Source organism: Bacillus sp. FSL K6-3149, assembly GCF_038630515.1.
Lineage (GTDB): Bacteria > Bacillota > Bacilli > Bacillales > Bacillaceae > Bacillus > Bacillus pumilus.
This window is the reverse complement of the sequence record NZ_CP152034.1, coordinates 967,806-992,236: the sequence shown is the minus strand read 5'-3', so window position 1 is coordinate 992,236 and position 24,431 is coordinate 967,806. Positions and strand designations below refer to the sequence as shown.

The 24,431-nt window shown below is 42.7% G+C and carries 20 protein-coding genes, 3 tRNA genes, 4 rRNA genes, 1 other RNA gene and 1 other annotated feature; of the genes, 6 read left to right on the top strand and 22 right to left on the bottom strand.

The window, feature by feature from the left end; translation table 11 throughout:
• Positions 1-9 precede the first annotated feature (9 nt).
• The 14 genes from MHB83_RS05080 to tadA form a co-directional block, all read right to left on the bottom strand.
• On the bottom strand, positions 10-624 hold the full coding sequence (locus tag MHB83_RS05080; RefSeq protein WP_342496703.1) for a 5-bromo-4-chloroindolyl phosphate hydrolysis family protein: 615 nt from the start codon (positions 622-624) through the stop codon (positions 10-12).
• A 128-nt stretch (positions 625-752) separates the two neighbouring features.
• A complete protein-coding gene (locus MHB83_RS05075) occupies positions 753-944 on the bottom strand; it encodes a sigma factor G inhibitor Gin (protein WP_003217973.1) in 192 nt (63 codons plus the stop codon).
• 171 nt (positions 945-1,115) lie between these two features.
• Positions 1,116-1,231: ribosomal RNA gene (gene rrf, locus MHB83_RS05070) — 5S ribosomal RNA — on the bottom strand.
• Positions 1,232-1,292: 61 nt separating this feature from the next.
• A 23S ribosomal RNA gene (locus MHB83_RS05065) occupies positions 1,293-4,223 on the bottom strand.
• 98 nt (positions 4,224-4,321) lie between these two features.
• Positions 4,322-4,397: transfer RNA gene (locus MHB83_RS05060), tRNA-Ala, on the bottom strand.
• A 14-nt stretch (positions 4,398-4,411) separates the two neighbouring features.
• Positions 4,412-4,488: transfer RNA gene (locus MHB83_RS05055), tRNA-Ile, on the bottom strand.
• Between the two features lie 95 nt (positions 4,489-4,583).
• Positions 4,584-6,132 (bottom strand): 16S ribosomal RNA (locus tag MHB83_RS05050).
• Together the 16S, 23S and 5S rRNA genes with 2 tRNA genes alongside form the textbook arrangement of a ribosomal RNA operon.
• A gap of 276 nt (positions 6,133-6,408) precedes the next feature.
• Positions 6,409-6,672, bottom strand: coding sequence for a pro-sigmaK processing inhibitor BofA family protein (locus MHB83_RS05045; protein WP_003218084.1), 264 nt, complete (start codon positions 6,670-6,672; stop codon positions 6,409-6,411).
• A 66-nt stretch (positions 6,673-6,738) separates the two neighbouring features.
• Positions 6,739-6,963, bottom strand: a complete 225-nt coding sequence (locus MHB83_RS05040; RefSeq protein ID WP_003218088.1) for a YaaL family protein — start codon at positions 6,961-6,963, stop codon at positions 6,739-6,741.
• A gap of 18 nt (positions 6,964-6,981) precedes the next feature.
• Positions 6,982-7,578: a recombination protein RecR gene (recR, locus tag MHB83_RS05035; protein ID WP_050945828.1), complete on the bottom strand. Its 597-nt coding sequence runs from the start codon at positions 7,576-7,578 to the stop codon at positions 6,982-6,984.
• Positions 7,579-7,593: 15 nt separating this feature from the next.
• A complete protein-coding gene (locus MHB83_RS05030; protein WP_008342011.1) occupies positions 7,594-7,917 on the bottom strand; it encodes a YbaB/EbfC family nucleoid-associated protein in 324 nt (107 codons plus the stop codon).
• Positions 7,918-7,943: 26 nt separating this feature from the next.
• On the bottom strand, positions 7,944-9,656 hold the full coding sequence (gene dnaX, locus MHB83_RS05025) for a DNA polymerase III subunit gamma/tau (RefSeq protein WP_342496702.1): 1,713 nt from the start codon (positions 9,654-9,656) through the stop codon (positions 7,944-7,946).
• Positions 9,657-9,984: 328 nt separating this feature from the next.
• Positions 9,985-10,249: signal recognition particle sRNA large type (ffs, locus tag MHB83_RS05020), an RNA gene on the bottom strand.
• Between the two features lie 76 nt (positions 10,250-10,325).
• On the bottom strand, positions 10,326-10,802 hold the full coding sequence (gene tadA, locus MHB83_RS05015) for a tRNA adenosine(34) deaminase TadA (RefSeq protein ID WP_003218102.1): 477 nt from the start codon (positions 10,800-10,802) through the stop codon (positions 10,326-10,328).
• 79 nt (positions 10,803-10,881) lie between these two features.
• On the opposite strand from tadA, the gene MHB83_RS05010 reads away from it, so the two are divergent.
• From MHB83_RS05010 to MHB83_RS04995, 4 genes are all read left to right on the top strand, one after another.
• Positions 10,882-11,436: an isochorismatase family cysteine hydrolase gene (locus tag MHB83_RS05010; protein WP_003218117.1), complete on the top strand. Its 555-nt coding sequence runs from the start codon at positions 10,882-10,884 to the stop codon at positions 11,434-11,436.
• Positions 11,437-11,535: 99 nt separating this feature from the next.
• The gene (locus MHB83_RS05005) at positions 11,536-12,783 is read left to right on the top strand and encodes a glycoside hydrolase family 18 protein (protein WP_229200378.1); all 1,248 of its coding nucleotides are present in this window, start codon (positions 11,536-11,538) and stop codon (positions 12,781-12,783) included.
• A 79-nt stretch (positions 12,784-12,862) separates the two neighbouring features.
• Positions 12,863-13,486, top strand: coding sequence for a deoxynucleoside kinase (locus tag MHB83_RS05000; RefSeq protein WP_003218080.1), 624 nt, complete (start codon positions 12,863-12,865; stop codon positions 13,484-13,486).
• Positions 13,483-14,142 carry a deoxynucleoside kinase gene (locus MHB83_RS04995; RefSeq protein WP_012009062.1) on the top strand — a complete coding sequence of 220 codons (660 nt, stop codon included), beginning with the start codon at positions 13,483-13,485 and terminating at the stop codon, positions 14,140-14,142. Before MHB83_RS05000 ends, MHB83_RS04995 begins: the two co-directional genes overlap by 4 nt.
• Before the next feature lie 89 nt (positions 14,143-14,231).
• On the opposite strand, the gene MHB83_RS04990 is transcribed toward MHB83_RS04995, so the two are convergent.
• The 5 genes from MHB83_RS04990 to pdxS all read right to left on the bottom strand — a co-directional run bounded on the left by MHB83_RS04990 (position 14,232) and on the right by pdxS (position 18,476).
• A tRNA-Ser gene (locus MHB83_RS04990) sits at positions 14,232-14,324 on the bottom strand.
• A 129-nt stretch (positions 14,325-14,453) separates the two neighbouring features.
• Positions 14,454-15,284, bottom strand: a complete 831-nt coding sequence (locus MHB83_RS04985; protein WP_342496701.1) for a methyl-accepting chemotaxis protein — start codon at positions 15,282-15,284, stop codon at positions 14,454-14,456.
• Between the two features lie 102 nt (positions 15,285-15,386).
• Positions 15,387-16,661, bottom strand: coding sequence for a serine--tRNA ligase (serS, locus tag MHB83_RS04980; RefSeq protein ID WP_065097774.1), 1,275 nt, complete (start codon positions 16,659-16,661; stop codon positions 15,387-15,389).
• 49 nt (positions 16,662-16,710) lie between these two features.
• Positions 16,711-16,927, bottom strand: a binding site (T-box leader).
• A 53-nt stretch (positions 16,928-16,980) separates the two neighbouring features.
• Positions 16,981-17,571, bottom strand: coding sequence for a pyridoxal 5'-phosphate synthase glutaminase subunit PdxT (gene pdxT / locus MHB83_RS04975; protein ID WP_335356115.1), 591 nt, complete (start codon positions 17,569-17,571; stop codon positions 16,981-16,983).
• Positions 17,572-17,591: 20 nt separating this feature from the next.
• Positions 17,592-18,476, bottom strand: coding sequence for a pyridoxal 5'-phosphate synthase lyase subunit PdxS (gene pdxS, locus MHB83_RS04970; RefSeq protein ID WP_003218112.1), 885 nt, complete (start codon positions 18,474-18,476; stop codon positions 17,592-17,594).
• A gap of 245 nt (positions 18,477-18,721) precedes the next feature.
• On the opposite strand from pdxS, the gene MHB83_RS04965 reads away from it, so the two are divergent.
• Positions 18,722-20,200, top strand: a complete 1,479-nt coding sequence (locus MHB83_RS04965) for a PLP-dependent aminotransferase family protein (protein ID WP_212046733.1) — start codon at positions 18,722-18,724, stop codon at positions 20,198-20,200.
• A 41-nt stretch (positions 20,201-20,241) separates the two neighbouring features.
• On the opposite strand, the gene MHB83_RS04960 is transcribed toward MHB83_RS04965, so the two are convergent.
• Together MHB83_RS04960 and guaB are read right to left on the bottom strand one after the other, a co-directional pair.
• Positions 20,242-21,567 (bottom strand): D-alanyl-D-alanine carboxypeptidase family protein, encoded by a 1,326-nt coding sequence (locus tag MHB83_RS04960; protein ID WP_003218098.1) that lies wholly within the window; start codon positions 21,565-21,567, stop codon positions 20,242-20,244.
• Positions 21,568-21,727: 160 nt separating this feature from the next.
• Positions 21,728-23,194, bottom strand: a complete 1,467-nt coding sequence (gene guaB, locus MHB83_RS04955) for an IMP dehydrogenase (RefSeq protein WP_003218109.1) — start codon at positions 23,192-23,194, stop codon at positions 21,728-21,730.
• Between the two features lie 121 nt (positions 23,195-23,315).
• Here guaB and MHB83_RS04950 point away from each other — a divergent pair, with 121 nt between their 5' ends.
• The gene (locus MHB83_RS04950) at positions 23,316-24,284 is read left to right on the top strand and encodes a YaaC family protein (protein ID WP_310027163.1); all 969 of its coding nucleotides are present in this window, start codon (positions 23,316-23,318) and stop codon (positions 24,282-24,284) included.
• An 11-nt stretch (positions 24,285-24,295) separates the two neighbouring features.
• Here MHB83_RS04950 and rrf (MHB83_RS04945) read toward each other — a convergent pair.
• A 5S ribosomal RNA gene (gene rrf, locus MHB83_RS04945) occupies positions 24,296-24,411 on the bottom strand.
• Positions 24,412-24,431 lie beyond the last annotated feature (20 nt).

The window sequence follows — 24,431 nt, the reverse complement described above, 5'->3', positions numbered from 1 at the left end:
TCCTTTCATCTATTTCTTCATCATTTTATCAGCTACTTCAAGCTCAATATGAAGAGCCTCTATATCTCTTCCTAACACTTGCTGCAAATCATTCGTCAATTGCTTTTGCAGCTCTGTCAATGTCACTCGGGTTTGGCTCAATGTCATTTCCAGATCATGACTACGATTAGGCTGATTATACAAGAGTGCATATTTCTCAGTTAGTTCAACGACAGAATCCAAGCTTTCAAAATAAAAACGCTGTGCATCATAAAATCGATTAGGCTCTTTTTTTGTTATTGTATAGATTCGTCGTGCAAGCCGAAAAACTTCATAATTATGTTTGATCGTTTGTACGTTTTTCACAGCAAATAAAGCTTTTTTTAAACGCACAAGCTTTTGTCCTGCTTCTTTTAAATGCTGTTTGATATATACATAATCACTACGAGACAGTCCATGTTTCTTTAAAAACAATTGGAAAGCAGTCCATCTGCTCCCCACAAACATCACGCCCCACCCAATCATCGCATACAGTATCGATAATCCAACATGATGATGGAAAACCCCTATACTGACGGTTAAAATCACAAGCGAAAAAAAAGTAGAGAGGATGGCCCATATAAATGTATAAAAGATTGATTTCATGTTCATCGACTCCTATGAATAATCAGGCTCTCTGTTTATCTTATTATGAATTACGGATGATGTCCAAACTAAGTTCCAAAAAACAAGCCCAATCCTTCATAGCTCATAAAAAAAGACCATCTAGTGGTCTATGAATACAAAGGCGGCGTATGAAGATTTTTAAGCTTTCTCACATAATCGGAATAGCTAGGATCCGAGGTCGATGTAGAAATTAACTTTCGCTCACAGTCGCGGCACAAAAACTGATGATATAAATAAATTCCCTTTGTCTTTTTCTCTTCACAAATCAAACAAATCGCTTCTCGCTCTTTTTTGCTCATTGTGACACCTCCACTTATAGCTTCAGTATGCCCTAGCGCTTTCAATTGTATACAAAATTAAGAATGTTTCAGATGGTAGTTTAGTATATGTATCCATGTCAGATCGGGTGTTTGTTCCTTTTCTTAAAAAACAAAAAAGACCAGTTCCGTATGGAACTGATCCTTATACAAGCTTGGCGGCGTCCTACTCTCACAGGGGGAGACCCCCAACTACCATCGGCGCTGAAGAGCTTAACTTCCGTGTTCGGTATGGGAACGGGTGTGACCTCTTCGCTATCGCCACCAAACCTGATGGAGAGAATGTTCTCTCAAAACTAGATAACAATGTTCAAACTTCACATTAGAATATAGGTTAAGTCCTCGATCTATTAGTATCTGTCAGCTCCACGTGTCACCACGCTTCCACCTCAGACCTATCAACCTGATCATCTTTCAGGGATCTTACTTCCTTGCGGAATGGGAAATCTCATCTTGAGGGGGGCTTCATGCTTAGATGCTTTCAGCACTTATCCCGTCCGCACATAGCTACCCAGCGATGCCCTTGGCAGAACAACTGGTACACCAGCGGTGCGTCCATCCCGGTCCTCTCGTACTAAGGACAGCTCCTCTCAAATTTCCTGCGCCCGCGACGGATAGGGACCGAACTGTCTCACGACGTTCTGAACCCAGCTCGCGTACCGCTTTAATGGGCGAACAGCCCAACCCTTGGGACCGACTACAGCCCCAGGATGCGATGAGCCGACATCGAGGTGCCAAACCTCCCCGTCGATGTGGACTCTTGGGGGAGATAAGCCTGTTATCCCCGGGGTAGCTTTTATCCGTTGAGCGATGGCCCTTCCATGCGGAACCACCGGATCACTAAGCCCGACTTTCGTCCCTGCTCGACTTGTAGGTCTCGCAGTCAAGCTCCCTTGTGCCTTTACACTCTGCGAATGATTTCCAACCATTCTGAGGGAACCTTTGGGCGCCTCCGTTACATTTTAGGAGGCGACCGCCCCAGTCAAACTGCCCACCTGACACTGTCTCCCTGCCCGATAAGGGCAGCGGGTTAGAAGGTCAATACAGCCAGGGTAGTATCCCACCGATGCCTCCACCGAAGCTAGCGCTCCGGTTTCCAAGGCTCCTACCTATCCTGTACAAGCTGTACCAACATTCAATATCAGGCTGCAGTAAAGCTCCACGGGGTCTTTCCGTCCTGTCGCGGGTAACCTGCATCTTCACAGGTACTATAATTTCACCGAGTCTCTCGTTGAGACAGTGCCCAGATCGTTGCGCCTTTCGTGCGGGTCGGAACTTACCCGACAAGGAATTTCGCTACCTTAGGACCGTTATAGTTACGGCCGCCGTTTACTGGGGCTTCAATTCGCACCTTCGCTTACGCTAAGCGCTCCTCTTAACCTTCCAGCACCGGGCAGGCGTCAGCCCCTATACTTCGCCTTACGGCTTCGCAGAGACCTGTGTTTTTGCTAAACAGTCGCCTGGGCCTATTCACTGCGGCTTCTCGGGGCTTTAACACCCTAAGAAGCACCCCTTCTCCCGAAGTTACGGGGTCATTTTGCCGAGTTCCTTAACGAGAGTTCTCTCGATCACCTTAGGATTCTCTCCTCGCCTACCTGTGTCGGTTTGCGGTACGGGCACCTCTCACCTCGCTAGAGGCTTTTCTTGGCAGTGTGGAATCAGGAACTTCGCTACTAAATTTCGCTCGCCATCACAGCTCAGCCTTTACGGGAAACGGATTTGCCTATTTCCCAGCCTAACTGCTTGGACGCGGATATCCAATACCGCGCTTACCCTATCCTCCTGCGTCCCCCCATTGCTCAAATGGTGAGGAGGTGGTACAGGAATATCAACCTGTTGTCCATCGCCTACGCCTTTCGGCCTCGGCTTAGGTCCCGACTAACCCTGAGCGGACGAGCCTTCCTCAGGAAACCTTAGGCATTCGGTGGACGGGATTCTCACCCGTCTTTCGCTACTCATACCGGCATTCTCACTTCTAAGCGCTCCACCAGTCCTTCCGGTCTGACTTCACAGCACTTAGAACGCTCTCCTACCACTGTTCGTAAGAACAGTCCGCAGCTTCGGTGATACGTTTAGCCCCGGTACATTTTCGGCGCAGAGTCACTCGACCAGTGAGCTATTACGCACTCTTTAAATGGTGGCTGCTTCTAAGCCAACATCCTGGTTGTCTAAGCAACTCCACATCCTTTTCCACTTAACGTATACTTTGGGACCTTAGCTGGCGGTCTGGGCTGTTTCCCTTTCGACTACGGATCTTATCACTCGCAGTCTGACTCCCAAGGATAAGTCATCGGCATTCGGAGTTTGACTGAATTCGGTAACCCGGTAGGGGCCCCTAGTCCAATCAGTGCTCTACCTCCGAGACTCTTACCTTGAGGCTAGCCCTAAAGCTATTTCGGAGAGAACCAGCTATCTCCAGGTTCGATTGGCATTTCACCCCTACCCACACCTCATCCCCGCACTTTTCAACGTGCGTGGGTTCGGGCCTCCATTCAGTGTTACCTGAACTTCACCCTGGACATGGGTAGATCACCTGGTTTCGGGTCTACGACCACGTACTCATGCGCCCTATTCAGACTCGCTTTCGCTGCGGCTCCGCATCTTCTGCTTAACCTTGCACGGGATCGTAACTCGCCGGTTCATTCTACAAAAGGCACGCCATCACCCTTTAACGGGCTCTGACTACTTGTAGGCACACGGTTTCAGGATCTATTTCACTCCCCTTCCGGGGTGCTTTTCACCTTTCCCTCACGGTACTGGTTCACTATCGGTCACTAGGGAGTATTTAGCCTTGGGAGATGGTCCTCCCGGATTCCGACGGAATTTCACGTGTTCCGCCGTACTCAGGATCCACTCTGGAGAGAACAACATTTCAGTTACAGGGCTGTTACCTTCTTTGGCGGGCCTTTCCAGACCTCTTCGCTTATATCGTTCCTTTGTAACTCCGTATAGAGTGTCCTACAACCCCAAGAGGCAAGCCTCTTGGTTTGGGCTGTTCCCGTTTCGCTCGCCGCTACTCAGGGAATCGCATTTGCTTTCTCTTCCTCCGGGTACTTAGATGTTTCAGTTCCCCGGGTATGCCTTCTCATACTCTATGTATTCAAGTATGGATACTACTCCATTACGAGCAGTGGGTTTCCCCATTCGGAAATCTCCGGATCAAAGCTTGCTTACAGCTCCCCGAAGCATATCGGTGTTCGTCCCGTCCTTCATCGGCTCCTAGTGCCAAGGCATCCACCGTGCGCCCTTTCTAACTTAACCATTTCTTACTTTAGAAAGAATCACTATGTGTGATGAACTTTGCATTGCATTCAATGTGAATGTATTACTTATTGTTATCTAGTTTTCAAAGAACACGTTGGTGGAGCCTAGCGGGATCGAACCGCTGACCTCCTGCGTGCAAGGCAGGCGCTCTCCCAGCTGAGCTAAGGCCCCGATTTAATAGAAGATGGTGGGCCTGAGTGGACTCGAACCACCGACCTCACGCTTATCAGGCGTGCGCTCTAACCAGCTGAGCTACAGGCCCATCTTTCATATCGAAGATATGATGTTGTAGGATCTTTTGCAAGTTCCTTCAAAACTAAACAAGACGAAAACGCACACTGCTCCATATATCCTTAGAAAGGAGGTGATCCAGCCGCACCTTCCGATACGGCTACCTTGTTACGACTTCACCCCAATCATCTGCCCCACCTTCGGCGGCTGGCTCCATAAAGGTTACCTCACCGACTTCGGGTGTTGCAAACTCTCGTGGTGTGACGGGCGGTGTGTACAAGGCCCGGGAACGTATTCACCGCGGCATGCTGATCCGCGATTACTAGCGATTCCAGCTTCACGCAGTCGAGTTGCAGACTGCGATCCGAACTGAGAACAGATTTATGGGATTGGCTAAACCTTGCGGTCTCGCAGCCCTTTGTTCTGTCCATTGTAGCACGTGTGTAGCCCAGGTCATAAGGGGCATGATGATTTGACGTCATCCCCACCTTCCTCCGGTTTGTCACCGGCAGTCACCTTAGAGTGCCCAACTAAATGCTGGCAACTAAGATCAAGGGTTGCGCTCGTTGCGGGACTTAACCCAACATCTCACGACACGAGCTGACGACAACCATGCACCACCTGTCACTCTGTCCCCGAAGGGAAAGCCCTATCTCTAGGGTTGTCAGAGGATGTCAAGACCTGGTAAGGTTCTTCGCGTTGCTTCGAATTAAACCACATGCTCCACCGCTTGTGCGGGCCCCCGTCAATTCCTTTGAGTTTCAGTCTTGCGACCGTACTCCCCAGGCGGAGTGCTTAATGCGTTAGCTGCAGCACTAAGGGGCGGAAACCCCCTAACACTTAGCACTCATCGTTTACGGCGTGGACTACCAGGGTATCTAATCCTGTTCGCTCCCCACGCTTTCGCTCCTCAGCGTCAGTTACAGACCAGAGAGTCGCCTTCGCCACTGGTGTTCCTCCACATCTCTACGCATTTCACCGCTACACGTGGAATTCCACTCTCCTCTTCTGCACTCAAGTTTCCCAGTTTCCAATGACCCTCCCCGGTTGAGCCGGGGGCTTTCACATCAGACTTAAGAAACCGCCTGCGAGCCCTTTACGCCCAATAATTCCGGACAACGCTTGCCACCTACGTATTACCGCGGCTGCTGGCACGTAGTTAGCCGTGGCTTTCTGGTTAGGTACCGTCAAGGTGCGAGCAGTTACTCTCGCACTTGTTCTTCCCTAACAACAGAGCTTTACGATCCGAAAACCTTCATCACTCACGCGGCGTTGCTCCGTCAGACTTTCGTCCATTGCGGAAGATTCCCTACTGCTGCCTCCCGTAGGAGTCTGGGCCGTGTCTCAGTCCCAGTGTGGCCGATCACCCTCTCAGGTCGGCTACGCATCGTCGCCTTGGTGAGCCATTACCCCACCAACTAGCTAATGCGCCGCGGGTCCATCTGTAAGTGACAGCCGAAACCGTCTTTCATCCTTGAACCATGCGGTTCAAGGAACTATCCGGTATTAGCTCCGGTTTCCCGGAGTTATCCCAGTCTTACAGGCAGGTTACCCACGTGTTACTCACCCGTCCGCCGCTAACATCTGGGAGCAAGCTCCCTTCTGTTCGCTCGACTTGCATGTATTAGGCACGCCGCCAGCGTTCGTCCTGAGCCAGGATCAAACTCTCCGAAAAAGTACAAAACCGAAGTTTTGTTTTTCGTCAGCGTTTGACTGACTACCTATGATATAACATAGGATTTTTTTATAAAAACTCGAATTAACAGGTACGTTTTGTCTTGTTTAGTTTTCAAAGAACTTGTTTACCGCTTCAGAAGCGACTAGAACATCATACCATATTTAAATTGTTGATGTCAACAACTTTTTTGTTATCATGTTATTTCGTTTCTTCGTCATCAGCGACGTATATTAATTTACCACCATAAGGGATCAAAGTCAACAATATTTCTCATTAAATAATAAATTTTTCAATTACGACTAAAGCTGCTACGCCTGGGATGCCCAATAGACCACTGATTCCACTTGTTACAGGGTTAATAGAGACATGTAATCCTAGACTCTCACCAAATAGATTGAGGCAAAATAAAAAAAGAGCACCTGCCACAAACTTTATTCCGATCAGCCCTAACCATTTGATGGGGTTCGCTTGAACACCTGACATAAACAACAATAATACAGCAAGCAAAATTGACCCGATCACAATAACAGGTTCCATAATCCTCTCATCTCCTCTTCATATGAATAGTACAAGCATATGAGAGGACTATGTAAAATAGACCTGCTATCTCCAGTTGTTTAAACGTAAATTCCTCTTTTTCGCTTCTCTTAGATAGAAAAAGTACTTCGCTTGAGCAAGCTTTAATTCGAATAGAATGTCCGGTGAAGGCTCAACGCTATTTGCGACAAGCTTTTTTTGTCTGTTCCATTCTTCCTTTTGCTTAAAAAGCTGTTGAATTAATTTCTCATCGAATTCTTTTCGAATTGATTTTCTGCGAAGAAAACCCATGTACCGTACTTCTCCTTCCTACATCTCACGTCTGCCCTCTAGAGCTTTAGACAGTGTGACTTCATCCGCATACTCTAAGTCTCCACCTACTGGTAGTCCGTGAGCAATACGAGAGAGTTTAATTCCTGATGGTTTCAACAATCTAGAGATATACATGGCTGTAGCCTCTCCTTCAATGTTTGGATTCGTTGCAAGGATTACCTCTGTCACTTGATCGTCTTGCAATCTTTTTAACAGGTCAGGAATTTTAATGTCCTCTGGGCCAATGCCATCCATTGGCGAAATGGCACCATGAAGCACATGATATAAGCCGTTGTATTCTTTCATCTTTTCCATTGCGATCACATCTTTTGGATCTTGTACTACACAGATAACAGATTGATCTCTTCTTGTATCTTCACAAATATAGCAAGGATCTTGATCTGTGATATGGCCGCATACCGAGCAATTAGTTAAATTACGCTTTGCGTTAACAAGCGCCTTCGCGAAATCTAGTACGACATCTTCCTGCATACTAAGAACAAAAAAAGCCAGACGGACCGCGGTTTTCGGTCCGATTCCTGGCAATTTCATAAAGCTGTCTATCAGCTTTGATATTGGTTCAGGATATTGCATCTTCAGTTATTCCTCCTAGAATAAACCTGGCATGTTCATTCCTTTTGTGAATTGACCCATTGTTTCATTTGTTAACTCATCAACTTTTTTCAATGCATCGTTTGTCGCTGCAAGTACAAGATCTTGAAGCATATCGATATCTTCTGGATCAACAACTTCTTCATTGATTGCTACATCAACAACTTCTTTTTGTCCATTTACTTTTACAGTGACCATACCGCCACCTGCTGTACCTTCAAGGACTTTTTCTGCAAGCTCTTCTTGAGCCTTAGCCATATCCTTTTGCATTTTTTGCATTTGTTTCATCATTTTTTGCATATTTCCCATTCCACCGCGCATATGAACACCACTCTCTTTCATTTTTATTAATCTTTAATTTCTATTAAATCGGTTCCTACTAACTTCTTTGCTTCTGCAATCAATGGATCCTCTTCAGCAGAAGTCCCCTGACCATCTGCCTGTTCATCCGGCTGATGATCTCTTAAAAATTCTTCTCTTATTTTACCCCATTGAGCGTCAGGAACGCCAACTAATTCCACTCTTTTCCCTAACATAGACTCTAATAGCTGCTCAAGGTTGGTTCGAACACCACTTTTATCTTCAGCAACCATTTTACAGTGTATTTCAAACTTGAATTTTAAAACAAAGGCATGAGTAGCAGCAGCAACTGGTTCACTATCCGTTAATAGTGCAGCGTGAGACACCTTATTCTGCTGTTTCAAGTGGGCAAGGAGTTCTCCCCACTTACCTTTAATTTTTTCTAACTCTGGACGTTTTGCCTCTTTTAGAATTTCGTGAATTCGACCGACAGGTGCACGGTATCCATTTTTGTTACTTGTTTGTGGTCGAGGTGCTTCCTTTTTTTCTTGAGGATGATGAGAATGAGACATTGGCACACCCTCAGCTCTTATCCTAGATAGCTCCTGTTCCAACCTGTCTATTTTATCCGTTAGCGTCGTTAAATCAGCGTTAGCATGAGCTTGTGGTATTCCAGCCGTTGACTGACATAGCTTGACAACAGCTACCTCAAAGAAAATCCTTGGATGATTCGTCCATTTCATTTCTTGGTGACTTTTATTCAGCACTTCAATTGTTTCATATAGAAATTGAGGTGTCACACGATCCGAAAGCGTCACGAAATTTTCATCGACCTTTACCTTTTCAAGGACCCCTTCCAGATCTGGTGCTGTTTTATAAAGCAGCATATCTCTAAAGTAAAAAATCATGTCCTCTATTAATTTAGCAGCATCTTTCCCCTGCTGAAGTAATTCATTTAAGGTATCTAACGCCACGGCAATATTTTGATCAAAAATTGATTCGGCTAGCTGACTAATGAATTGCTGAGAAACAGCTCCTGTAATGAGCAGCGCATCATCAATTGTCAGTTGCTCACCACTAAATGAAATTGCTTGATCTAAGAGGCTTAGTGCATCACGCATACCACCATCAGCTGCACTAGCGATAATCTCGAGCGAGCCCTCTTGGACATTTAGGCTTTCTGCATCTACAATTTTCTGCATTCTTCCAACAATATCTTTTGTCGTGATTCGTTTAAAATCAAATCTCTGACAACGAGATATGATGGTAAGAGGAATCTTATGAGGCTCTGTGGTAGCCAAAATAAAGATACAATGAGCGGGCGGCTCCTCTAACGTTTTAAGGAGGGCATTAAACGCCCCGATAGAGAGCATATGTACTTCATCTATAATATAAACCTTATATGTAACCGCCGAAGGAGCAAATTTCACTTTATCACGTATATCACGGATTTCATCTACTCCGTTGTTTGAGGCAGCATCTATTTCGATCACATCTGAAATCGAGCCGTTTGTAATCCCTTTACAGGCATCACATTCATTACAAGGTTCACTCACAGGTGACTTTTCACAGTTCACTGCCTTCGCAAAGATTTTAGCAGCGCTTGTTTTACCTGTTCCTCTAGGACCTGAAAATAAGTAAGCATGAGAAAACTTCTTCTGCAAAAGGGCATTTTGCAACGTTTTTGTGATGTCTTCTTGTCCAACAACATCCTCAAAAACTTGAGGTCTGAACACTCGATACAAAGCTTGATAACTCACAAATACGCCCTCCTCCATTTATCATCTTTTTTATTATACATGATGCACCGATCAATTCAAAAGCACACCTTTATTTTCTAATAAACGAAAATGATGATTTCAACTATAGTTTTTCTACTTCTATGAACCCAAAACCTGTTTTCTAGATTTTCGAATTGATCTGCCACACCACGAGGAACACTAGTTCCCGCTGCGATTAATAAAAAACAAAAAAACTCTAAAAAGATTTTTTGGCTATTTGTATAAACAAAGCAGCTGAACTATTCTTTAAACAGCAACAAAAAACTCACCTAGATTAACTAGATGAGTTACATTTAATATTGATTTACCGTGCACCTTCTGTCGATTCGCTACCCCAAGCGTTACTTAAACAGTTAGCTCGGCCCAGGCAACCCTGCGGCACATGAGAGGTTTCACTTAATGCTGCTTCCTTCCGGACCTGACATGGTTCATGAATTCCCATTGCGCAGGACCCAGACGTCAACACCACTTATTTAAGGCAGACCTTGAAGTAAACGAACCTTGAGAAGGGATTCGGCCTCGCTAGAGCGGATTGCGAGTACAGGGCACCGCTACCTCCCCGCTTAGCACGGCAAAATGAATATTAAATTGTTAGTGACGCAGACATAAGTATACCTTCTTATAGCCGAAATTGCAAACGACATCCATTCATTTACTTTTGGCTTGTTTCTTTCGCTGACGGAGATTTCGGAAGAACTGACTTAACAGCTCACCACACTCATTTTCAAGTACACCACCAATGACTTCAGACTGATGATTGAACCGTTCATCATCCAGTAAATTCATTAAAGTACCTGCACATCCACCTTTTGGATCGTATGCACCAAAAACGACCTTTTTCACTCTAGAAAGGACAATCGCTCCCGCACACATAGGACATGGTTCAAGCGTCACATAAAGTACAGCATCCTCTAAACGCCAGCTTCCAGTCGTTTTACACGCTTCATCAATGGCAAGTAATTCTGCATGTGCAATTGAACGCTGCTCTGTTTCCCTTAAATTATGAGCTCGGCTCACAATTTGGTCATCAACAACGATGATGGCGCCGATTGGTACTTCTCCTATTTGTTCTGCTTTTAAGGCTTCAGAAATAGCTTCTTGCATAAACTGTTCATCTCTCGTCATAGCACGGCTCTCTTTTCATGTTTTTTAAAAGGATATTGAGGTTAACATATTAGCACAATCTTTTAAAGGGGGTCTTACTTTGTCAAAGCACCAAAAGGCACTGCTTATTATCGACATGATTAATAATTTTGATTTTGAAATGGGACATGTGCTCGCTGATAAAACAGAGCAAATGACCAATAAGATTTTAGCTCTTAAAGATCATGCTTTCAAGGAAAATTGGCCGATCATCTATATCAACGACCACTATGGTCTCTGGAAGGCTGATATTCAAGCTGTGATGGAAACATGCAAAAATGAAAGAAGCGCCCCTATTTTAGAGAAAATGGCACCATCTAAAGATGATTACTTCTTAATTAAACCGAAGCATTCTGCCTTCTATGGAACTGCATTAGAGACACTCTTAAATGAATTAGGTGTACAAGACATCATTTTGACCGGAATTGCAGGAAACATTTGCGTTCTGTTCACTGCAAATGACGCATACATGCGAGAATACAACTTAATTGTACCTGAAGATTGTATCGCATCAAATGACGACAGAGACAACGAATATGCTTTAACGATGATGGAGAACGTTCTACTAGCAAAAATCACCACTGCTAAAGAGATCACGAATGAAAATCAAACATGATTTATCCATAACCCTCATAAATTGTTAGCAATAACAAAGGGGGCGTTGACTATTCAGATTTATGTTGTCAAAAGAGGAGATACTTTAAACGAAATTGCCATGCGTTTTAAAACAACAGTCAATGAAATCATCCGTACCAACGATATTGAAACACCAAATCAACTCGTCATTGGACAAACAATTGTCATTCCAATTAGAGGTCAATTTTATGAGGTCAAACAAAATGACACACTTTATCAAATTGGAAGACGATTTCGAATTTCAGTGGAAGAGTTGGCACGTGTGAATAGAATACGGCCTGAAGCGATACTTCCTATTCGCTTCTTGCTCTATATTCCTCAAAGACCGAAAAGGAACATTAACTCGAATGCTTACATTGAACCACGGGGAAATCAAGTCAGTGAAAACTTAAAACAAGCAGCTAGAGAGGCCTCTCCATATTTAACGCATTTAGGCGCCTTTAGTTTTCAAGCGCAAAGAGATGGAACACTGAAAGAACCACCGATAGATCAGCTACCTCAAATAGCCGCTCAGAGCAGAACCGTTTTATCCATGGTGGTGACTAACCTAGAGAATGATAAATTCAGTGATGAACTTGGGCAAATTCTTTTGAATAACCAATCTGTCAAAGCCACATTTTTAAATGAAATCGTTCGTGTTGCAAAAAAGTATCAATTAAAAGAAATCCATTTTGATTTTGAATATTTACGTCCCGCTGATAAAGATGCCTACATTCAATTTTTAAGAGAGGCAACAACCCGCTTCCATCAAGAAGGATGGACAATATCTGTTGCACTTGCCCCTAAAACAAGTAGTCAGCAAAAGGGAAAATGGTATGAAGCTCATGACTATGAAGCCATTGGGAAGATCGTCGATCATGTTGTATTAATGACCTACGAATGGGGATACAGCGGCGGCCCTGCGCAAGCAGTCTCTCCCATTGGACCTGTCCGCCAAGTCATTGAATATGCACTGACCGTTATTCCAGCAAATAAAATTGTTATGGGCCAGAACTTATACGGCTATGATTGGACGCTTCCTTACGTTCAAGGCGGCCCTATTGCTAAAGCTGTCAGTCCCCAACAAGCGATTGCAATTGCTAGAAATAATAATGCCTCCATTCTATATGACGAAACAGCACAAGCACCTTATTTTCGTTATACAGATGCCAATAATAAAGAGCATGAGGTATGGTTCGAAGACGCTAGATCAATTCAAGCAAAGTTCAACCTCATCAAAGAGTTAAACTTGAACGGAATTGCTTATTGGAAATTAGGTCTATCCTTCCCTCAAAATTGGCTCTTATTATCAGATCAATTCAATATTGAAAAAAGAACGACATCGTAATCCGTTCGCTCTATCTCTCGGCAGGGGTATGGTACAATATACATTGGTTTGACAACTTTATAGATAGAGGAGAACGCCTATGTATCCTGCCCCTTTTATTGCAGTGGAAGGCCCAATTGGAGCCGGAAAAACAACTTTGGCTACAATGCTTGCGAAGGAATTTCAATTTCCTTTAGTAAAAGAGATTGTAGAAGAAAATCCATTCTTAGATAAATTTTATGAAGATATGGAACAATGGAGCTTTCAGCTTGAGATGTTCTTTTTATGCAATCGGTTCAAACAATTAGAATCTATTCAAGAAAACTATGTGAATCAACAGCAGCCGATTGTCACTGATTATCATGTCTATAAAAATATGATATTTGCAGAAAGAACATTATCAAAAAAGCACATGGACAAATATAGAAAGATCTATCACCTACTAACAGATGATCTTCCTAAACCAAATGCCATCATCTATATAAAAGCCAGCCTTCCTACCTTACTTGAAAGAATACAGATGAGAGGACGCTCTTTTGAAGAAGACATTGAACCGGCTTATTTAAAAACACTCATTGAAGATTATGAGCTGGCCATTGAACATTTAAAACAGACTGACCCAGGGCTTCCTATCATTACAATTGAAGGAGATCATACAGACTTCGTTTCCTCACAGCAAGATTACCAGCAAATTGTACAGAACATAAAGGAGCAAGTGCTATGAACAATATCGAAATACCAAAGGATGCAGTGATCACAATCGCCGGGACTGTTGGTGTCGGAAAATCAACTATGACTAAAACAATAGCGGACAAGCTAGGCTTTCAAACCTCTCTTGAAAAAGTAGATGATAACCCATATTTAGAGCCCTTTTATTCAGATTTCCAAAGATGGAGCTTCCATTTACAGGTCTATTTCCTAGCTGAGCGTTTTAAGGAGCAAAAGCGGATTTTTGAATCTGGTGGAGGGTATGTGCAAGATCGTTCAATTTATGAGGACACTGGCATTTTCGCAAAAATGCATGCGGACAAAGGTACGATGTCTGAAGTAGATTATGAAACGTATACAAGTCTATTCGAGGCGATGGTGATGACACCTTACTTCCCTCACCCTGATGTTCTCATCTATTTGCACGGGGATTTAAATCACATTTTACATCGTATTGAGGAACGCGGCAGAGAGATGGAAACTCAAACGGATCGAGCCTATTGGGAAGAAATGTATACTCGATACACGGAATGGATTGAACAATTCGATTTATGCCCAGTGATTAAAATTAACATTGAAGATTACGACTTACTTCATGATGAAAGCTCACTTGATCCCATTCTTCATGAAATTGCTTCTGTTATTCAAAAAAATCGCTCTAAAACAAAATAAAAAAAACCGCTGCATTTCGCGAATGCAGCGGTTTGACAATTCCAATTTTTATGCTTGCGTTTCAATTCAACTAAGGTAAAAAATCAATATGGCGGAGGAAGAGGGATTCGAACCCCCGCGGGCTTTGACACCCCTGTCGGTTTTCAAGACCGATCCCTTCAGCCGGACTTGGGTATTCCTCCGTATCGACAAGAATTAATATACCATATCGTTTTATTTCAAGTCAACATCTTTCCGAAAAAAATTTCAATAAGTTATTTTGGTATGAGAATCTGCCCATAAAAAAGCAGCCATCGACGGCTGCTCTTGATCTATTTTGTATCCTGTCTAATCTCTTCAATAAAATGATTCATCTCTTCTTTAAACTCATTTAATGATTCAATAATTTTCGTAAAGTCTGTCACTTGTTTTGCTTGTTCATTTGTTGAACTGCTGATTTGTGAGATGTTTTCAGACAAAGTGCCAATGCTGCCTTGGATCTCTTTTAAGAAGGTATTAATGGTTTCAGCCGCTTCCTTTGAGCCATCTGATAATTTACGAACTTCATCAGCTACGACAGCAAACCCTTTTCCATTCTCTCCTGCTCTTGCTGCTTCAATTGCAGCATTTAGGCCTAGCAAGTTTGTTTGTCTAGCAATCCCGCCAATGGTTTTGACGACTTCTTCAATATTTGCAGATTTCTCTTCCGCTCTTCCTGCCTGTTCGCTTATTTCTAAACTTGTGGCAGCCAGCTCTTGTGAATGCGCAGCAATTTGCTCAATTCCACTTTGAAGTTCTTTCGCTACATCATTGATATGCTCCATGTAACCACTTAATTTCTTTTCACGATGATGTGAAAATGCCACTAAAAAAGAGCCAATTACTTTTCTATTTTCATCAAAAATCGGGTAACCTTTTACTGCAATTTCATAACCATATAAAGACTCTGGTAAATGACCGTCATATTCTTGTCCTCTTAATGTCGTCGCCACGTTTTGGTCTTCTGGGTTCAATGGGTCCCCAACCTTCATGCCAAAATCTATTGTTTTAGACGGATAGTAACAAAGCACCTTCTCTGTATCAGTGATGCCGAAAAGGATACTTTCATCTAGAACTTTTCTAATTAATTGAGCCATTTCAACATAATAGTCAAGCCTATTCAAGGTTATTCCTTCTTTCCTAGAAGCTTTTAGTATTTCTATCGGCTAAATTTAGGAAAACTGTAGGACTTTTGGGAAAAAGAAATAAGATGCCATAACGGCATCTTATTTCATGACTTCTTTATTTCCCATATAAGGACGCAGTACTTCAGGAATAATCACAGTACCGTCCTCTTGTTGATAGTTTTCTAAAATGGCCGCCACGGTTCTTCCTACTGCTAAACCAGATCCATTTAATGTGTGCACATGCTCTGGCTTGGCTTTAGGCTCTGGACGGAATCGAATGTTTGCACGTCTTGCTTGGAATGCTTCAAAGTTACTGCAAGAAGAAATTTCACGATACGTATCTTGGCTCGGAATCCATACTTCGATGTCGTATTTCTTCGCAGCCGTGAATCCTAAATCTCCCGTACACATGCTCATGACACGGTATGGCAGGTTTAATAACTGAAGGACTTTTTCTGCTTGATTTGTTAGTTTCTCTAATTCTTCATAAGAATCTTCAGGTCTTACAAATTTCACAAGCTCTACCTTATTAAATTGATGCTGACGGATGAGTCCGCGTGTATCTCTGCCGGCAGATCCAGCCTCTGATCTAAAGCAAGCACTGAACGCTGCATAATTGATTGGCAGCTGTTCCCCTTCAATTATTTCATCACGGTGCATGTTAGTAATAGGTACTTCAGCTGTTGGAATGAGGAAATAATCTTCTTCACGGATTTTAAAAGCATCCTCTTCGAATTTTGGAAGCTGCCCAGTTCCTGTCATGCTCGCTCTATTGACCATGTAAGGTGGAAGCACTTCAGTAAAACCAAACTCATCTACGTGCAAATCGAGCATAAAGTTATATAGTGCGCGCTCTAAGCGTGCGCCAAGCCCTTTATAAAAAACGAAACGGCTTCCTGTGACTTTTCCTGCACGTTCAAAATCGAGAATGTTTAGTTCATCCGCTACGTCCCAATGTGGCTTTGGCTCAAATGAGAATGCCGGCTGTTCGCCCCATTTTCTCACTTCCACGTTGTCATCTTCTGTTTCCCCAACTGGTACAGTGTCATGAGGGATATTCGGAATAGAGAATAGGATGTGCTGCAAGCTTTCTTCTACTGTTCGTAGCTCATCATCCAGCTTCTTAATCTCATCTCCTACCTCACGCATTTCTTGAATAATGTGATCGGCGTCTTTCTTTTCTCTTTTTAGAACAGCCACTTGCTGTGATACTTCATTTCTTCGGCTCTTTAATTCTTCTGTTTTTCCGATTAGTTCTCTTCTTTTTTGATCCAGCTCACCAAACTTATCAAAATCCGCTAAATCTTCGCCTCGGTGTGCTAATTTTTCTTTAATTTGATCAAAGTCCGTGCGCAGTTGTTTAATATCCAGCATGTATAACACTCCTTTTTTTATCGAAAAATAAAAAGAGCCCTCATCCCATGAAAGGGACGAGAGCTCTCGCGTTGCCACCCTGATTGAAAACATGCAGAAGCATGCTTTCCTCTTTCCTCTGTAACGGTATCACCGTAAATGCTTACTTCACGTGTTTCAGCATTTCGCTCAAGGATGGATTCAGACTGCATCTTTCACCGATTCGCACCAACCATCGGCTCTCTGAGAAAGAGGGGCTTCTTACTATTTCCCGTCAACGCTTTTTCGATCTTTGATTGTGATTTTAATGTACTATAAGTTTTATCTCTTTTCAACCGTTTTATACAGCGAGCTTCGTTTTATAGGACTTCACCATTTCAACAAACAGCTGTGTTAACCGGTGGTCGTCTGTCAGCTCTGGATGAAAAGAACAGCCTAAGATATTGTTTTCCTTCGCCATCACAATCCTGCCATCATATTCAGCCACGATGTCTACGCTCTCATCTGCGCTGATGATATGAGGCGCACGGATGAACACTCCTGTAAACGGCGCATCCAGTCCTTTTACTTCTAAATCTGCTTCAAAGCTGTCTACCTGTCTGCCAAATGAATTCCGTGCAACAGATACATTTAACAGTCCAAGATGAGCATCGTCTCGATCTTCTATATGCTTTGCCAGCATAATCAAACCGGCACATGTTCCGAAAATCGGTTTCCCTTCTGCAGCGAACGCTTTGATCGGTTCAATGAATTGGTACGTATCCATGAGTCTTCTCATCGTCGTGCTTTCTCCACCAGGGATAATAAGACCGTCCACAGATGCTAGCTCTTCTGCTCGTTTGATGATCTTCCCTTCTGCAGCGCAAGCTTCAATCGATTGAATATGCTCTCTCACGGCTCCTTGAAGCCCTAGTACACCAATTGTTAGCATGTTCGTTTGCGCTCCCTTAATTACCAGCCACGCTCTTGCATACGCTCTTCTGGCAGTAGATTTGAGATTTCAATTCCTTTCATGGCTGTTCCAAGCTCTTTTGAAAGCTCTGCAATGAGACGGTAATCTGTGAAGTGAGTCGTTGCTTCAACAATTGCTTTTGCAAATTTCGCTGGATTGTCTGATTTAAAAATACCCGATCCAACAAATACACCGTCTGCTCCAAGCTGCATCATTAACGCAGCATCTGCTGGTGTCGCAACGCCTCCCGCTGCAAAGTTAACAACAGGGAGCTTGCCATCTTTTTTGATTTGAAGCAATAATTCATACGGTGCTCCTAGGTTCTTCGCTTCTGTCATCAGTTCATCTTCATTCATTGATGCTACTTTACGAATCTGAGCATTGACCTTTCTCATATGACGGACAGCTTCTACAATGTTGCCTGTTCCAGGCTCCCCTTTTGTACGAAGCATAGAAGCGCCTTCTGCGATACGACGGGTTGCTTCACCTAAATCACGGCAACCACAGACAAAAGGTACTGTGTATTCATTTTTATTTAAATGGAATTCCTCATCTGCGGGCGTCAGCACTTCACTCTCATCGATATAATCAACACCAAGTGCTTCAAGAACACGAGCCTCGACGATATGGCCGATACGTGCTTTTGCCATGACTGGAATCGTTACTGCATTTTGTACTTCTTCTACGATTCTTGGGTCTGCCATACGGGCAACACCGCCGGCTGCACGGATATCAGCTGGTACTCGTTCTAGTGCCATAACTGCCACCGCACCTGCTTCTTCTGCGATCTTCGCCTGTTCAGCATTGACGACATCCATAATGACGCCACCCTTTTGCATTTCTGCCATTCCACGTTTCACTCGTTCAGTTCCCTTATTGCTCACAATAGTTTCCTCCCATTTGTCAATTCGATTGATTTACCCCTTTATCATACAAGCGAGACAGTATAACAATAAAGAGAATAGTATAACAATTCAATCAGCCGAAAAAATAGCTTAAACCCTTGTATATAAACGATTACCTGCTAAAAATATGTCATTCTTTCTTTGAAGTGTCATTTACATGCTATAATGCAACTATAACAATTCAAATTCATGTATAACAATTTTGCACTCAATGGAGGTTTCTCATGCATATTGATATCCATCGACATTCTGATACATCGCTTTCAAATCAGATTTACTTTTCAATCATTGATCATATCCAATCGGGTTTGCTTCAACAGGGAGATAAGCTGCCAACTGTACGTGATTTGGCAAAGCAGTTGAATGTGAGTCTTGTCACGGCAGCAAAGGCATACACTCGGCTGAAGGACGACGGATATTTAACGACTGTGCAAGGAAAAGGAACGTTTGTGGATGAGCTTCAAAAGCAGTCAGAGATTCCGATTCCGTCATCTACCTCTTTTGATTGGCAGTTATCCATTCCGGATTATTTACCACGATCTCAATTTGCTCAGTATCACTATGTCGAAGAAGCGATCAACCTTTCTTCCTCTATGATCGATCCAGGGCTTTTGCCGAACCGTTATTTAGAAAAAGAAATGCAGCATGTCCTAGCCAGACATCCTCAAATCATGTCAAAGTATGGGGAAATTCAAGGGGATCTTCAGCTGCGGCAGGTCATTCAGTCTTTTTTAGAAAAGCTGGATGTGCCTTCAACTCCTGAGAATATCCTAGTAACTAGTGGTTCTCAGCAAGGGCTTGATCTGGTCGCACGTGCGTTTATCGGTCCTGATGATGTAGTTGTCATGGAAGCACCGACCTATCCAGGCGCCATTGATGTCTTTATGGGGAGAGGGGCAAGAATTATTACAGTCCCGGTTGATCATGAAGGAATGAACATGAAGCAGCTTCAAAGCATTTGTGATAAATATAAACCAAAGCTCATCTACACGATTCCTACTTTTCACAGTCCAACAGGCGCCAGTATGTCAATGAAACGCAGAAAACAACTTCTCTTACTGGCTCAAAGTATTGATTGTCTGATTGTAGAGGATGATCCTTATCGTGAGCTATATTTCGAAAAGAAGCCGCCTGCACCTATCAAAAGTCTGGATCATGATGGACACGTCATTTATTTACGAGGTTTAAGTAAAACACTTGCTCCAGGATGCAGAATTGGGATTATCACTGCTTCAGGCTCGATATTTAATCGTTTATTAGCTGCAAAGGCCAATAATGATTTAGGCAGCCCTCTTCTCACACAAAAAGCCATTCTGCCATTTCTGACTTCAAAGAAAATGATTGATCATACGAAAAAGCTGAGAACCGCCTTGAAGGTGAGACGTGATTTAATGATAGATGTGTTAACGAAGCACGCACCAAAAGATGTGACGTGGCAAATTCCTCAGGGTGGGCTCAATTTGTGGCTTAGCTTTCCTTCCTGGGTTGATACACGTGCACTGCTGCATGAGGCACGTAAACAGCAAATCACCTTTCTGCCTGGCTCTGTGTGCTATCCTGGAGAGCCGAAACAAAACTATATCCGCCTCAGCTTTTCTTATGTGAATGAAAAGGCACTGACCGAGGGAGTGGAAAAGTTATGTGGTATTTTTCAGCAAGCCTTGTCCACTCCTCAAAATCACAAACAATCGCTTTTCTTTTAACGATAAAAAAACTGCTCTCATGCATAGAGAGCAGTTTTTTATTAGAACCAACCTTTTACTGTGTCAACGATTCCGCCCCAAATGCCAGCGAAGAATCCACCTACACCACGCATTGCAAGGATGAACCAGTTTGCTTTTTCATCGCCTGTTTTCGTTATAAGCTCAACACCTGATTGATCTTTATTCAAATAGCCGTAATCCTTCTCATCACCAGAATAAGAAGTCGTCAGCATGCCTACCTTCGTTCCTTTTTTAATAGGAGCTTCGAGTTTTGTTTTCTCGATATTTACTTTTGCTTTAAAGCTCTTTTCGTCGCCATTTTTGACCGGCACAGAGAAAGCTTCTTTCGTAACGACAGGTACTTCTTTGTCTTTGCCTTTGTCGACTTCGATGTTTTCATGTCCTTTGATCTGTTGACCTTTTTTGTACATTTCTTTCATCGTGAAGTTTTTAAACGCATAATCGAACAGTTTTTTCGCCACGTCAAAACGTGCTGTATGAAGATTACCTTTTGCATTCAAGATCACTGCGATGACACGCATGTCACCTTGTTTAGCGGTACCTGTGAAGCTAGAACCAGCTGAATCTGTAGAACCTGTTTTCAGACCGTCTACACCTTTATATTCCTTCACAAGTCCTTTAAGCATGAAGTTCCAGTTAGGCATGTCCATTTCATCGTCTGTGCCTTCTCTGAACTTTGTTTTCGCAATACTTGATGTTTCAAGAATTTCTGGGTGGTCTTTGATGAGATGCTGTGCAAGCAATGCCATATCTTTCGCAGATACTTCACTTTCTTCATCAGGACCTGTACCTTTTGGCTGTTTGCCATGTAAGTCTTTATTTTCTAGTCCAGTTGCATTCACGAATTTGTAGTTTGTTAAACCTAATTCTTTTGCTTTTGCGTTCATTTTTTCAACGAACTTCGATTCTGATCCAGCAATCACTTCTGCTAAGCCAATTGCTGCTGCATTTGCCGAATAAATAGCCGTTGCTTGATAAAGTTCTTTCACTGTATACGAGCCATCTTTTCTCAAAGGAACGTTTGATAAACTGCGGTCCTGAGAAATTTCGTATACATAATCATCTGGCGTATACGTTTGATCCCATTTCACTTTGCCTTCAGCAATCGCTTCTAGTAAAAGATACTCTGTCATCATCTTTGCCATACTTGCAATAGGTAATCTTTGCTCTGCGTTTTTACTATAAAGGATCTTACCTGTAGAAGCTTCAATTAGGATCGCTGCTTTCGCATTCACATTGAATGGATCTTCAGCTGCTTTTGCTTTGGACATTGGTGTAAATGCTGTCACAATCAATGCCAGTGCAAGGATAGAGACCATAAGCTGTTTCAATATCTTGCTGTTCAATCGTCATACCTCCGTTATCATCTTTTTTCGACATATTTCATATATATTTAATCCACAAGGGCTTATTTCAACACAACAGTATAAATTTTATCACAATAAAGACAAAAAAAATAGACAGAGTCATAGACCCTGTCAAATGTAATTTAACTGTCACAATTTATCAAGAAATTGTGTAGTTTGGTGATTCTTTTGTAATTTGTACATCATGTGGATGACTCTCACGAAGTCCTGCACCAGTCATGCGAATGAACTGTGCATCTTCTCTAAGAGAGCGTAAGTCCTGTGTTCCACAATAGCCCATACCAGAACGGATACCGCCAACGAGTTGATACACTGTATCAACGACTGGTCCTTTGTATGGTGTACGGCCTTCAATACCTTCTGGAACGAATTTTTTATTATCTTCTTGGAAGTAACGATCTTTACTTCCTTTTTCCATTGCAGCGACTGAACCCATACCGCGATAAACTTTGAAGCGTCTACCTTGGAAAATTTCTGTGTCTCCTGGGCTTTCAGATGTACCAGCTAGAAGGCTTCCAAGCATTACAGCATGTCCACCAGATGCTAGAGCTTTTACGATATCACCTGAATATTTAATTCCACCATCTGCAATAATAGCTTTACCATGTTTTCTTGCTTCTGTTGCACAGTCATAGATCGCTGTGATTTGTGGTACACCAACGCCTGCAACAACACGTGTTGTACAAATAGATCCTGGTCCGATACCGACTTTCACAATATCGGCTCCTGCTTCAAACAATGCTTTTGTTGCTTCGGCTGTTGCCACATTACCAGCAATGATATTAAGAGAAGGATACGTTTCACGGATTTTCGATACAGTGTTTAGAACACCTTGTGAATGACCATGTGCCGTATCAATGACAACGACATCCACATTGGCTTCGACTAATTTTCTCACACGAGTCATTGTATCGCCAGTGACACCAACAGCGGCACCAACAATTAAACGACCATGTGCATCTTTAGAGGAGTTAGGGAATTCGATCACTTTTTCAATATCTTTGATGGTGATGAGACCTTTTAACGTTCCTTCGTCATCTAAAAGAGGTAATTTTTCAATTTTGTATTGCTGTAGGATTTTTTCAGCTTCTTCTAACGTCGTACCGACAGAAGCTGTCACAAGTTCCTCTTTTGTCATCACATCGCTAATCTTCATTGAATAATCCGAAATAAATCGAAGGTCACGGTTCGTAATAATACCGACAAGCTTTTGATCTTCTATGTTATTTACAATCGGTACACCTGAAATACGGTATTTACCCATTAAGTGCTCTGCATCAAAGACTTGATGCTCAGGTGTTAAGAAGAATGGATTTGTAATAACGCCGCGCTCTGAACGTTTTACTTTATCCACTTGCTCTGCTTGTTGCTCAATAGACATGTTCTTATGAATGATACCAAGACCACCTTGACGTGCCATTGCAATCGCCATTTGTGATTCAGTCACCGTGTCCATTCCTGCACTGATAATTGGAATGTTTAGTTTTAATGTGCTTGTTAACTCAACTGATAGATCGACATCTCGCGGAAGTACTTCAGACTTAGCTGGAACAAGCAAAACATCGTCAAACGTCAAACCTTCTTTTGAAAATTTACTTTCCCACATTAGTAAATCCCCCTCTTTTCGGCAAAATATTATATGTAGATTATCAACTAGCAAACAGCATGTCAAGGAAGCAACAAACAGTTGCAATTTTTAGAAAATATAAAGAGAGTTGAGGAAGAAGATGAAAAGTTCAGGATGGAAGGATTTAAAACGTTTTTACTCACTCGAAACTTCCCAAAAGTTTCTATATCAACAATATGAGAAACGGAACATTCAAGATGCAAACCAGCAAGCCTATAAAAACTGTGAACGGTTTATTTATTTTTTAAAGCATGGCCATACGTTCTATGAACAGGCAGCTAACGCTCCACTCGAACTGAAGCCCATTTTATTGTTTTATGGAATGGCTCAGTTACTAAAGGCCTGTTTACTGACAGTTGATCCTCACTATCCTTCTCAAACCTCTGTTTTGGCCCATGGTGTAACATCGAGAAAGAGAAAGAAGCAGCACTACCGTTTTAGTGAAGATGAGGTGAAAATTCAACGAAATGGACTATGCATGCATGTGTTAAAGCATCTATTTCATTTAAATGGACTTGAAGATGAGCGATTTACGATGATTCATCTCCTCTCAAAGATACCGGAAATGAGTCATATTCTAGATTTTCAAAAGCAGCCCTCAGCATTAGTGAAAGTGGAAAAGGCCAATGGGATGATGATTCAAGATCATATTCCATTGCTTTATAACATGTCTGCTGAACGCTTTATTGAATACTTTGAGTTTCATACAAGTTGGAAACTCAGACAGAGAGAAGCGAAAAAGCTGACGTTTGATGTATCTCTAGAAGAAAACCCAGCGCTCGCTACTCATCTTCATTATGATTTAGAAATGGATCAATGGTATATTCCGTCAACGCGTGATTCCTTTTTAGGGATTCCTGAGATCATCAGTCATTACTTATTAATGTATAACCTCAGTATGATTGCCCGCTACGAAACTGAATGGTGGTACGAGCTGCTGTCTCAATACATTAGTGATGATTACGTCATGATTGAACGCTACATGGAGATTGCCGAAGAGAAGTTCCCAGCTTATATCATGATGCTATTAGAAGAAAAAACAAAAAAGACCAGTTCCGTATGGAACTGATCCTTATACAAGCTTGGCGGCGTCCTACTCTCACAGGGGGAGACCCCCAACTACCATCGGCGCTGAAGAGCTTAACTTCCGTGTTCGGTATGGGAACGGGTGTGACCTCTTCGCTATCGCCACCAAACCTGATGGAGAGAATGTTCT